The 12,879-nt window shown below is 41.5% G+C and carries 7 protein-coding genes; all 7 read left to right on the forward strand.

What is annotated here, in order from left to right; translation table 11 throughout:
- Window positions 1–3: 3 nt before the first annotated feature.
- Window positions 4–3,153, forward strand: a complete 3,150-nt coding sequence (locus GVN16_RS23245; RefSeq protein WP_166566361.1) for a TonB-dependent receptor — start codon at window positions 4–6, stop codon at window positions 3,151–3,153.
- A gap of 21 nt (window positions 3,154–3,174) precedes the next feature.
- Complete coding sequence (locus GVN16_RS23250; protein WP_166566362.1) at window positions 3,175–4,641, forward strand: RagB/SusD family nutrient uptake outer membrane protein; 1,467 nt, start codon at window positions 3,175–3,177, stop codon at window positions 4,639–4,641.
- A gap of 106 nt (window positions 4,642–4,747) precedes the next feature.
- Window positions 4,748–5,218, forward strand: coding sequence for a hypothetical protein (locus GVN16_RS23255; RefSeq protein ID WP_166566363.1), 471 nt, complete (start codon window positions 4,748–4,750; stop codon window positions 5,216–5,218).
- Window positions 5,219–5,338: 120 nt separating this feature from the next.
- Window positions 5,339–5,983 carry a hypothetical protein gene (locus GVN16_RS23260; RefSeq protein WP_166566364.1) on the forward strand — a complete coding sequence of 215 codons (645 nt, stop codon included), beginning with the start codon at window positions 5,339–5,341 and terminating at the stop codon, window positions 5,981–5,983.
- Window positions 5,984–6,254: 271 nt separating this feature from the next.
- A complete protein-coding gene (locus GVN16_RS23265) occupies window positions 6,255–9,341 on the forward strand; it encodes a TonB-dependent receptor (RefSeq protein WP_166566365.1) in 3,087 nt (1,028 codons plus the stop codon).
- A gap of 34 nt (window positions 9,342–9,375) precedes the next feature.
- Window positions 9,376–10,749 carry a RagB/SusD family nutrient uptake outer membrane protein gene (locus GVN16_RS23270; protein WP_166566366.1) on the forward strand — a complete coding sequence of 458 codons (1,374 nt, stop codon included), beginning with the start codon at window positions 9,376–9,378 and terminating at the stop codon, window positions 10,747–10,749.
- Between the two features lie 207 nt (window positions 10,750–10,956).
- Window positions 10,957–12,873, forward strand: a complete 1,917-nt coding sequence (locus GVN16_RS23275) for an ABC-F family ATP-binding cassette domain-containing protein (protein ID WP_166566367.1) — start codon at window positions 10,957–10,959, stop codon at window positions 12,871–12,873.
- The last annotated feature ends 6 nt before the right edge of the window (window positions 12,874–12,879 follow it).

The following is a 12,879-nucleotide window of genomic DNA, read 5'->3' on the forward strand; positions in this document are numbered from 1 at the left end:
TGCATGAGAAAGAGTCTATTTCTAACCATGCTGTTGGTTTCTTTGACAATCCTATCCTACGGTCAAAACAAAATCAGCGGTAAGGTATCATCAGCAGACGACGGTACAGCCATTCCGGGTGTATCTGTACAAATTAAAGGTACTTCAAAAGGAACTCAGGCCAACGCAGACGGAAATTATTCCATCGAGGCGTCTTCAGGCCAGGTCCTTGTCTTCAGTTTTGTGGGGATGGAAACGAAGGAGGTTACAGTAGGTAACAGTTCTATCATTAATGTTTCTCTGACATCTGACCTTAAATCTTTGTCGGAGGTTGTAGTAACAGGTTACGCAACCCAAAAGAGAACAGAATTTACAGGTGCGGCGTCGACCATCAAAGCGACTTCTATCGCTGAAAGACCTGTGCAAAGTTTCTCGCAGGGTTTAACAGGTCAGGCGGCCGGTGTAGCGATTACACAGCCTAACGGTTTGTTGAATAACCCTCCGGTTATTCGTGTGCGTGGTTTGAGTTCATTGTCTTTGAGTTCATTCCCATTAGTAGTTATTGATGGTATTCCTGTTGCAACTGATAACATTTCAGGTAACGCGTCTACCAACAACCCTCTTGGTGACATTAACCCATCTGATATCGAATCAATCGACGTTTTGAAAGATGCGGCATCTTCTGCGATCTACGGTTCGCGTGCTGCTGCCGGTGTTTTGTTGATTACCACCAAGCGTGGAAAGCAAGGCAAGGCGAAAGTGTCTATCGATAGCTGGGCAGGTGTAAGCAACGCCGTTCGTTTGCCGGACGTGTTGAATGCACAACAATACATGGATCACAAAAATGCGGCTATTGCCAATGCTTTATTGTTGAATCCAAATGCTGTAACTGCAGCTCAGCGTAATGACAAAAATCAATCGTTCCTTCCAAGCTACAATGCTGACGGATCATTGGTGGATACTGACTGGTACAAAGAAGTTTATCAGACTGCGTTCTCTCAAAACCATAACCTTACAGTAACAGGTGGTACAGACAAAACCAGCTACTATTTCTCTGCCGGTTTCTCTGATCAGGATGGTTTCCTGAGAAACAACAGTTTCCAACGTAGATCAGGTAGATTTAACATGGATCATGAAGCTACAAAATGGTTGAAGTTTACTGCCAACGTAAACTACACTAATTCGACAAACAAAGCCCCTAACAGTGGTTCTAACCCGGGTGGTGCATTTTCAACTTCAGGTCTTGGACGTATCGCGGTAGCTCAGGTTCCTAACGTTCCTGCTTATAACGAAGACGGAAGTTATAATTTGGAGAACAACACAGTAGGCCGTAAAAACAACTTGTTGCCTGCTCAGTTCCCTAACCCTGCAACTGTAAGGGATCTTGATAAAAACATTTCTGAAACCAATCGTATCATCTCTAATTTAGGTGCTGAACTTAAGTTATATGAAGGATTGACTTTCAAAACTACTTATTCTTGGGACAGAAGAAACACTGAAGATATCCGTTTCTGGAACCCTTACAGTGGTGACGGATGGTCAACTTCAGGAGATGCCTATAACAGAACAACCCGTTCTGATAACTGGAACTGGATCAATACTTTACAATACTCAAAAACATTTGCTGAAAAACACAATGTTTCATTGGTTGTAGGTTCAGATGCTCAAAAGAGAAGAACTACAAACTGGGGAGCGGAACGTCAGACTTTAGCTGACTTCTTCTTTACAGATTTCCAGGGTAACTTCGGTACCAACCTTGCAGCTGGTAACGGTATCTCTCAAGTGGCTTATGAAGCTTATCTGGGTAGTGTAAGTTATAACTATGGCGGGAAATATTTCATCAGCGGTAACTACAGAAGAGACGGAAACTCTGCTCTTTCTACTGACAACCGTTGGGGTAACTTCGGTGGTGTTTCTGCCGGATGGACCATCTCTGAGGAAGAATTCTTCAAAAACCTTGCTTTGGGTAATAAAATATCTTCTCTTCGTTTGAAAGCGAGCTGGGGTAAAGTAGGTAATGGTAACCTATCCAATGCATACGGTTCTTATTCTACATTTGCATCAAGCCTTTACGGTGCTGCTCCTACATTGGCTTTTAACCAGGCTGGTAACAAGGATCTTAAATGGGAAACTAGTTCACAAACCAACATTGGTTTGGATGTAAGCTTCCTGAACGATCGTATTACGCTTGAAGCTAATTACTACAATAAGGACATCGATAACATGGTTCTTAACGTTCCTCAGGCTCCTTCTAAAGGTATTCCGGGTAATACAATCCTTGCCAACGTTGGTTCAATGTATAACAGAGGATGGGAATTTGCGATAACTGCGGTGCCTATCAACAAAGGTGGGTTTACCTGGTCAACGAACATCAACTTCTCTACCAACAAGAACATGGTAACATCTCTTGTAGATGACAACACACCTATTTTGCAAACAACATCAGGACTTGAAACTACCAGTATCACTAAAGTGGGATACTCTGCTTCTCAGGTTTACGGTGTGAAAACAAACGGTGTTAACCCTCAGAACGGTAGACGTATTTTTGTAAGAAAAGATGGTAAAGAAGTACAGTACCTTCACTTAGGTGGTGCTAATGCATGGACTTTCCTTGACGGAACTCCTACTACTTCACCTTCAGGCGAAGCTGTGATTCTTGGAAACACTCTTCCTACATGGTATGGTGGATTTAACAACAATTTCAAATACAAAGGCTTTGACCTTGCTCTTAACTTTACTTACTCAGGTGGTAACTACATCTACAACGGTAGTAAAGCAGGTTTGAGAGATCAGCGTGTTTGGAACAACTCTGTAGACGTGTTGAATTCTTGGAAAAAAGTTGGAGATATCACAGATATTCCTAGAGCTGTCTATGGTGACAACGTTTCAAACGGTTCTTCATTCCTTATTGATGCCAACCTTGAAAAAGGTGACTTCTTAAGATTGCAGACCGCTACATTAGGATACCGTATCCCGGCTTCTGTTTTTGGTAAATCAGGCATCACTTCAATCAGGGTTTATACGTCAATTAACAACGCATTCCTTCTTACCAAATATACCGGTTCGGATCCTGAGATCTCAACTAACGGTGATTCTAACCTTGCTTCTGGTATTGAGCGTAACTCAATCCCTCAGGGAAGACAGTTTACTTTTGGTTTAAACCTAGGACTATAATTTTAAATGTTTAAGATTCTTATGAAAATATTAAATAAAATAAGCAAACTAAAGATAAGTGCGTTGTCACTGGCTTTTGTGATGAGCATTTCCTCTTGTGATAAAGATTTCCTAGAGGCAGTTCCTGAGCTTGATTTGTCTGATGCAACTGTATTTGCTACACCTGCCAGGGTACTTTCTCAGGTAAACGGTTTATACTCATCAGCAAAAAATGGTAGCCTTTTCGGCGGTCGTTATCAGATTTATAACGACATCCGTGCTGAAGAATGGGTTAACCGTACTACCAACAGTGTTACAGGGTATTCTACTTACCAGGGTAACCAGGATCCGTCTGATACTTACATCGCTGCGTTCTGGAACCAGGGTTACCTGACTATCAACAGAATCAACTTGTTCCTCGAAGGAGTTGATGCGAATGCGAGTAAAATTGATGCAACGCTTGCTGCTAACTATAAAGGTGAGGCTAAGTTTTTAAGAGCCCTTACTTACTTCTCATTGGTTCAGATCTTTGCAAAGCCTTACGTGCTTGATAACGGAGCTTCAAAAGGTTTACCTTTGAGATTGAAAGGTGAAGTGACGAATGCTGGTAACGAATTGGCAAGAAGCACTGTAGCTGAGGTTTATGCTCAGATTCTTAAAGATCTTGATGAAGCTGAAGCTGGTTTACCTGATACGTATTCTACGCCGCTTCTTCGTACTACAAGAGCTCACAAGAATACAGCTATCGCTTTGAAAACGAGAGTTTTGTTGGCTAAGAAGGATTACGCTAAAGTGATCGCTGAAGCTGATAAAATTGTTTCTAAAACTGCTCCTTTCACTTCTGCAAGTGTGGCTGCTGCAAGAGCACCTCATTCTTTGTCAACTGATGTGGTTTCGGTATTCAGATCGCCATACACTGCCAATGAGTCGATTTTCTCTTTCCCAATGGCTGAAACCAATGCCCCTGGTACTCAAAACCAGTTAGGTTATTATTTCAACGCAGGTAATGTAGAGTATACTATCAATACCGGTGCAACGGGTATCTATGCTAACCCACAGTGGAGACTTGGCGATGACCGTAAAGCTAAAATGACTGTTGCTACTACTTCTGTGGCGGCTAACCCTTCGTCAACTAAGTTCAGTGGTGTTTCTCCTTATATCGATTTTGTGCCTATGATCCGTTACGCTGAAGTGTTGTTGAACCTTGCTGAAGCTGAAGCTGAAGCTGGTAGTGCCGACCGTGCACTTGCTTTGTTGAAAGCGGTTCACCTTCGTTCGGATGCTACTTATGACTTCGGTACATTGGACAAAGCGGCTTTGATCAAGGCTATTCTTACTGAAAGACGTATTGAGCTTTTTGCGGAAGGTTTCAGATCTAATGATATCCTGAGAAGAGGCGAATCTATTGTTTCTTTTGGTGCAGGTGCCACTATCAATAGCTCTGATGCAAGGTATATCTACGGTATTCCTATTACTGAGCAACAAACCAATCCGGGTATTAATAAATAAGAAAATTAATATCTGTTAAAAAAATGGCTGCTTTAACTTGGTTAGGGCAGCCATTTTTATTATCTTTCTATTGAATTGAAAGAGCTGGATTGTTACTTATATTATCATGAAATACAACAGAACCCAAACCGGCTGGCTTGTTATTGCCATTTTTGGATTTATTCTGATCCGGATGATTACTTCTTATGTATTGCTGATGCAGGAAGGCAAAGGCCCTTCAGACCCACTCCTGTTTTTTATACCCTTTTTTGGATTCTGTTTTCTTAATTTTTATCAGCTCACGATTGCCGTAGATGAAAAGAAGATTTATGTTATTTATGGAATTGGACTGATCAGGATCAAAATATCTCCGGACAGGGTAAATTATGTTAAATCAACAGAGACGCCGTGGTATGCGGGGTTTGGCATAAGATTTTTGTACAGGGGAATGTTATACAATATACAGGGCCGGAAAGCAGTAGAAGTCGGTTATCAGAAAGGGGGTAAAAATAAAGTGGTGTTCCTGGGTACAGCAGATCAGGAAGCATTGAAACGTTGTATTGAAACTACTTTTACCGGTCCGGCCGTTTATGAATAATGGACGACGGAGATAATTTTTAATGAGAATTTGCAATTTCTGATCAGTCTGTAAATTTTTTTTCTTTATTTTTGGATTTCCTGATTAACAGATTGTTATCTTTATGTATAAGAAAAAGCTATGAACCTATTTTTTAAATCCCTGGTGGCGTTATTTTTTATCTGTCATGTTTCCTCCGGACAGATAGCCCTTTCTAATGACGGTATTGGTGGTATTCCCCTCAGCGGCCAGGCCTATATAGATGTTAAGGGATCTCCTTATCTGGAAGACGATTTCCGTAAAGGAGACGTGATTATGGCATCCGGAAGGAAATTTGAAAATATGGATATTAAATATGACATACTTGCAAAAAAAGTCGTATTTATTGACACCAAAGACGGGGAAAGTAAATTTTTTAATGCTCCGGTTGTATCTTTTTCTTTCAAGTTGGGTGAATTCTCCCGTTATTTCTTCAGAAGTGTGGATGGGAATTTTTACGAGTTGCTGACTAATGGGAAAGTCCCTCTATGGAAGGGCACTGCCAAATCAATCATTGAGGACAGGCCTTACGGAACTACCAAAGCTCAGAAGATAATTAATACCAATACCTATTATTATACCGGCGATGTTGCTTCACCGAAGAAAATGAAAGCAGACAAGAAGAGTATTGTCGAATTGCTTAAAGACAAGTCGGCAGAAGTGGAAGGCTTCATAAAAAAGGAAGGACTTAATCCTAAAAATGAAGAAGAGCTGGTGAAGATCTTTGCTTATTACAATAATCTGTAGTTTGGGTTATTTTGTCAGACCTTGTATTTTAAATAAGCATGCTTCTGGTGAATAATAGTTATTGTGATTATATTTATGTGAAGTTTTTAATTGGCTTTGACTTTCAGGATTTGTGAATTTTAAGGAATGGAGTTTGCTTTTTAAAGATAAATGTTGTGATTTTTATCAAAAGATGAATTTTATCCTTTAATTTTTGGAACTCCATTGGTTTTTTTGTCAATTACGTTAAATTTACGCTTTATCAATTTTTATTAACCTAAATATTTTGTGCATGAAAGGAAAATTACTTCTGTCAACAGTGTTAGTATTTTCGATGATTGTGTCTTTCGCACAGACCACAATCAAAGGCAAAGTAACATCTGCAGATGATGGATCGGGACTACCTGGCGTAACTGTTCAGGTAAAGGGGACGAATACGGGAACGCAGACTAATGCGGATGGAAATTACACCATTGTTGCTTCAGGTACTTCTACATTGGAGTTTACATTTATCGGATTTAAAACTTTTGAAACTGTGGTAGGTAACAGAACCCAGATTGACATTGCATTGGAATCTGATGTGAAAACTTTAAGTGAAGTTGTTGTAACAGGTTTCGGTTCTCAGATCAAAAGAGAATTAACCGGTAATATCGCTCAGGTGAAAGGCAAGGACATTGAAAATATGCCTACTCCGAGTGTGGATGCTGCTCTTCAGGGTAAAGCTGCCGGTGTGTATGTAAACAGTGGCTCAGGTAAACTGGGACAGGCTGTTACAGTACGTGTGCGTGGTAACTCTTCGATCAGTGCAAGCAGTGAGCCTTTGTATGTGGTAGATGGTATGCCTGTTACTACAGGTGATTTAGGTAACTACGGTGGTAACACCAACCCTTTGGTAGACTTAAACCCTAATGATATTGAATCAATAGAAATATTGAAAGATGCTTCTGCCGGTGCAATTTACGGCTCAAGAGCTGCCAATGGTGTGGTACTTATTACCACTAAAAGAGGTGGATCGGGTAAAACCAATATTTCATTTAACTACCAGACCGGTGTTTCTGAAGCTACAAAAAGAGTGGCGTTTTTGAATGCACAGCAATTCATTGATTTCTACAAACAAGCTACTGCCAACAGAGACAGAATTTCAGGTTATGACACCAGTGATCCTGATTCATATACTCAGTATATGTTCGGCCCGGGCGGATTCCTTGAATATTACAGTATGGGTACTTATGGTACTCCTGATCAGGGAGATTATGACTGGCAGGACCAGGCTTTTCAGCAAGGTGGATTACAGCAGGCTGATTTCCAGATGAATGGTGGAAATGAGAAAACTAAATTTTTCATTTCAGGACAATACTATGATCAGACAGGTACTATCATCGGTAACAGCCTTAACCGTATGTCCGGTCGTTTGAATCTTGATCACAAAGCTACCAACTGGCTGAATGTGGGTCTTTCAATGAACCTGACAAGATCATTCAACCGTCGTCTTCCTGGTGATAATGCTTTCTCAAACCCGCTACAGATGTCGGCTTTGACGCCATTGACGCCTTTTACGGATAAAGAAACAGGCTTGCCTACAGGTACTCCTCCGGGAGATGCAAGTTTGCCGTTGTACTTTAACCCGATCATTGCTATCAATTACGCAAAATATACTTCTACAGGTTACAGAAACCTTAGTAATGCATATGCTCAGGTAAAATTATTGCCGGGTTTACTTTTCAGATCTGAATTAGGTATTGACTTACTTAACCAGAACGAAGAAGGTTACTGGCAAAGTCAGAACGTCAGAAATAACTCTGATGCCACAAGTGGTAATGGTGTTAACTACGGTACTTTTGTGACTAACTATAACACTAACAACTTCTTCTCTTATGATAAGACGCTTGGAGTGCATGGAATCAGTGCCGTTTTAGGTATGTCATACCAGGAATCTCAGACCAAAAGAAATTATGTGTCTGGTATCCAGTTCCCTTCTGATTCATATCAGAAAATTGCGAGTGCAGCTACCAAGAATGACGGATCTTCATCTGAAACCAATTTCAGATTCTTATCTTACTTCCTGCGTGCCAACTACAAATTTGCTGACAAATACCTGTTCTCTGCCAGTGGCCGTATCGACGGATCGTCACGTTTTGGTTCTAACGCCAGATATGGTTTCTTCCCTGCTGCTTCAGTGGGTTGGGTAATTTCTGAAGAAGGGTTCCTTAAGGATAACAGCACTTTCAGCTTCCTGAAACTGAGAGGTAGCTATGGTCTGGTTGGAAATGCTGAAATCGGTGATTTCCCTCAGTTGGGATTGTTCCAGGGTGATGCCGGATATGCAGGAACTGCAGGCCAGAGACCCGCACAAATCGGTAACCCTGATTTGAAATGGGAAACTACAGCCCAGGCGGATATCGGAATTGACTTTGGATTCTTTAAGAACAGGATCAATGGTGAAATTGACTATTATGAGAAAAAAACCAGCGGTTTGTTGCTGAACGTGAATATTCCGGCTACTTCGGGATTCAGTACCCAGGTTAAAAACGTCGGAAAACTGGAGAACAAAGGTTTTGAATTTGTATTGAATACTCAAAACCTTGTCGGAGATTTCAAGTGGAATACTACGCTGAACTTCTCAACCAACAAAAACAAAGTAACTGATATCGACGGACAGATCATCGAAGGTGGAGTAAGAAGCATGAACCGTGTAATGGAAGGTGAAGCTATCGGTGTGTTCTATACCCGTGAGTATGCTGGTGTTAACCCGGCTAACGGCGATGCTCTTTTCTACAAAAATACCAAGAGCCCGGATGGAACTATCGACAGATCTACTGTGACTAACGCAGGTTATAACAGTACTGAAAGAGTGGTGGTAGGTAATCCGAACCCTAAATTTATCGGTGGTATTACCAACAATTTCTCTTACAAAGGCATTGACCTGAGTGTGTTCTTTAACGGTGTGGCAGGTAATGATATCAATATCTACGGTATTGGTCAGTATTCATCGGCGAATGGTATTTATGAAGATAACCAGACTGCAGATCAGATGAACGCCTGGACTCCTGAAAATCCTAATACCAATGTACCTGAAGCAAGGTTCTACAGAGGTAACGGAAACCAGGCTTCAAGCCGTTATATTGTGGATGGTTCATTCGTGAGATTGAGAACAGCCACTTTAGGTTATACGCTTCCTAAGGCTTTGACCAGCAAAATGAAAATTGAGAAATTGAGAATATATGTTTCAGGAATGAACCTGGCTACATTCACTTCTTATCCTTTATGGGATCCGGAGGTTAACTCTGATGACTTTACGTCGAACTTTGCAATTGGAAATGATTTTTATACACCACCTCAGCCACGTTCATTTATCGTTGGTTTAAACCTTGGATTCTAAGTATAACAATTGTTTCAAATTAAAAGAGATTATCATGAAAAAAAATAGATATTTATACTCTGCGTTGGTAGCAACAGGTCTTTTTCTGGCTACGGGATGTGCCAGTAAGCTAGACGTATCTCCAACTCAAACTATTGATGAGAAAACGGCACTTGCTACTTCAAGAGACGTTGAAGTTACCCTGATCGGTTGTTATGACGGATTACAGGATGTGGACGTTTACGGCGGAGCTTTTCAGTATGTAGGTGACTTGTACGGAAACGACAATGATGTTCGTTTTGGTGGTACTTTCCAGAATTTACTTGAAATTGCTGACAAGCAATTGACTACGGGAAACGCTACTGCTACTGCAACCTGGAGAGATACCTATGTGGCTATTAACAGAGCCAATAACGTACTCTCTGCCCTGGATAAGGTGGACGAAAACAAGAGAAGCCGTTTTGAAGGTGAAGCCAAGTTTATCAGAGGAGCTTTGTATTTTGAACTGGTACGTATGTATGCTAAAACCTGGGGTGATGGCGATAATGCAACCAATGCCGGTGTACCTTTGATCCTGACACCTACAAGGGGTATCACAGATGCTGACTACAAGGCCAGAAACAGTGTAGCTGAAGTTTATACCCAGGTAATCGCTGACCTTACTTCGGCTGCCAGCTTGTTGCCTGCTTCGAATACCATTTATGCTACAAAAGGAGCAGCCAATGCTATTTTGTCGAGAGTATACCTGCAACAAGGTAACTACGCAGCTGCCAGAGATGCTGCCAATGCGGTGATCACTTCCAATGCCAACACATTGGCTCCGGATTTCGGATCATTGTTTTATACTTATCTTGACAATGGCGGATCAAGCCCTGCTGAGTACATCTTCTCTATGGTGGTAACACCTCAGGATGGTACAAACGACATGAATACTTACTATGGAGTTACTGTCGGATCAATTCCTGGTACGTCAGGTCGTGGTGACATCAGAATTCTTCAGTCGCACATTGATTCGTATGAGCCGGGTGATGCCAGGGGAGCGTTCTTCCTGAGAGCAAACAACAACAACTACACTCAGAAACATCTTGATACCTTCGGAAACGTTCCGGTAGTAAGATTGGCTGAGATGTATCTGACCCGTGCGGAAGCTAATTTCAGACTTGGAACCACCACGGGAGCAACTCCTCTGGCTGATGTTAACAGGATCCGTAACAGATCCGGTCTGGCAAGTCTTGCGACAGTTTCTTTAGCTCAGATATTGAAAGAAAGGAAGTTAGAGCTGGCTTTCGAAGGTGTTCAGGTACATGATCTTAAGAGATTGAAAGCGACCATCGGTGGTGTGGCTTACAATTCTCCGAGATTGGTATTCCCGATTCCTCAGCGTGAAGTTGATACCAATAAGAAATTGGTTCAGAACACAGGATACTGATTTATTGGATTTTATAATACTTAAGTATTAATATTAAAGGGTTATCATCGTAAGATGGTAGCCCTTTTTGTTTCAATAAGTGAAATATTTACTAATTTTGCAGTGTTTTATTTTTCAATCTGAAGCCATAGGTTTACTATCAGGAATTCGGGACCCAAGCTGCCTGAATCTTTTTTGACCCTGAACTTCGTACTTATTATTTTATAGATGTTAACAATCAATAATTTATCTTTTTATTTTGGTGGAAGGGCTATTTTTGAAGATGCCAGCTTACAGATTAAACCAAAGGATAAAATCGGACTTATCGGCTTAAACGGGAAGGGGAAATCAACCCTTTTGAGATTAATCGTCGGGGAGTATCAGCCGGACGCAGGTTCAATTACCAAAGCGGGCGGGTGTACCATCGGTTTTCTTAACCAGGACTTGCTTTCTTACCAGACTGACGACTCTATTCTTCTGGTGGCTATGCAGGCTTTTGAAAGAGAACTGGAGCTTCAGCAACAGATAGATGAGGTTTTGCATGAAATGGAAACCGATTATAAAGATGAACTGGTAGATACGCTGGGCAGATTGCAGGAAGAATTTGATCATTTGGGAGGATATACCATTCAGTCGAAGGCAGAGGAGATTCTGGAAGGTCTGGGTTTTAAAACCTGGGAACTGGAGAAACCACTCAGGGAGTTTTCGGGAGGCTGGAGAATGCGTGTAATGCTGGCGAAGCTTTTATTACAAAAACCTGCCATTTTGCTTCTGGATGAGCCTACCAACCACCTTGACTTACCGTCAATCCAGTGGGTTGAAAAATATATCAGTTCGTACGAGAATGCTGTGGTGGTAGTTTCTCACGACCGTGAATTCCTGGATAATGTTTGTTCGTCGATTGTGGAAGTTGCCAACAACAAGCTTACTCAGTATTCAGGCAACTATTCTTTCTATGTGGAAGAAAAGGCCATGAGAAGTGAGATTCAAAAAGGAGCTTACGAGAATCAGCAGGCTCAGATCAGACAAACCGAACGTTTTATAGAAAGATTTAAGGCCAAAGCCTCGAAATCAAGACAGGTACAATCAAGGGTAAAGGCTTTGAATAAGCTGGAGCTTATTGATGATGTCATTGATGAGTCGGCCAAAGTACACTTTAAGTTTAAATTCGGTACCCAGCCGGGCAGAAATGTCATGGAACTGGATAATATATCTAAAGCTTACGGTGAAAAGGTTATTCTTGAAAATACCACGGCCACTATTGAAAGAGGCGATAAGATCGTTCTGATCGGTGCCAATGGTAAAGGAAAGTCGACTTTGCTCAGGATCATTTCAGGAGACGAAAAAATGAAGGGGGAGAGGAAATTGGGACATAATGTCAAATTCTCTTTCTATGCTCAGCACCAGCTGGAGTCGCTTCACATGGAAGAACCTATCCTGGAGGAGTTGAAATACGCAGATTCAACCAAATCTGAGACCGAATTAAGGTCTGTACTGGGTTGTTTCCTGTTTGGCGGTGAAGATGTGTTCAAAAAGATAAAAGTCCTCTCAGGAGGCGAAAAATCAAGGGTAGCTCTGGCCAAAATCCTGATATCAGAAGCCAACTTCCTGTTGCTCGATGAGCCTACCAACCACCTTGACATGCAGTCGGTGAATATCCTTGTTCAGGCCCTTGATCAATATGAAGGTACTTATGTGATTGTATCTCACGACAGACACTTTATCAGCCAGGTATCTAACAAAGTGTGGTACATTGAAGACTCGGAGATTAAGCAATTCCCGGGAGGATATGATGAGTTTTTGATCTGGCTTGAAGAAACCGGTCGCACACTTGATATGGGATCCTCCCCTAAGAAAGAGGATAAGCCCTCGAAACCGGCTGCTGAAACACGTCCTGTTGAGAAAAGCCCCGCTTCCGGCGTGAACGTAAAAAAACTGGAAAAAGAAATAGAAGAACTGGAACAGAATATCTCTGAACTGGAAAAGAAAAAAGCGGACATTGAAGCAGAACTGGCTGAAGAAAAGGTTTTTAATAACCCGGAGGCCCTGAAGAAATCTAATGCTGCCTATGCCCGTATCAAGGAAGAAATTCAGACGGCCAACCAGGTTTGGGAAGAGAAGATGATGTGTCTCGAAGAAATGTAACAATTA

It is taken from the genome of Emticicia sp. CRIBPO, assembly GCF_009905725.1.
Lineage (GTDB): Bacteria > Bacteroidota > Bacteroidia > Cytophagales > Spirosomataceae > Leadbetterella.

Coding starts and splice junctions, on each gene's coding strand:
- GVN16_RS23245 (WP_166566361.1), top strand. CDS start 4: ATGAGAAAGAGTCTATTTCTAACCATGCTGTTGGTTTCTTTGACAATC.
- GVN16_RS23250 (WP_166566362.1), top strand. CDS start 3,175: ATGAAAATATTAAATAAAATAAGCAAACTAAAGATAAGTGCGTTGTCA.
- GVN16_RS23255 (WP_166566363.1), top strand. CDS start 4,748: ATGAAATACAACAGAACCCAAACCGGCTGGCTTGTTATTGCCATTTTT.
- GVN16_RS23260 (WP_166566364.1), top strand. CDS start 5,339: ATGAACCTATTTTTTAAATCCCTGGTGGCGTTATTTTTTATCTGTCAT.
- GVN16_RS23265 (WP_166566365.1), top strand. CDS start 6,255: ATGAAAGGAAAATTACTTCTGTCAACAGTGTTAGTATTTTCGATGATT.
- GVN16_RS23270 (WP_166566366.1), top strand. CDS start 9,376: ATGAAAAAAAATAGATATTTATACTCTGCGTTGGTAGCAACAGGTCTT.
- GVN16_RS23275 (WP_166566367.1), top strand. CDS start 10,957: ATGTTAACAATCAATAATTTATCTTTTTATTTTGGTGGAAGGGCTATT.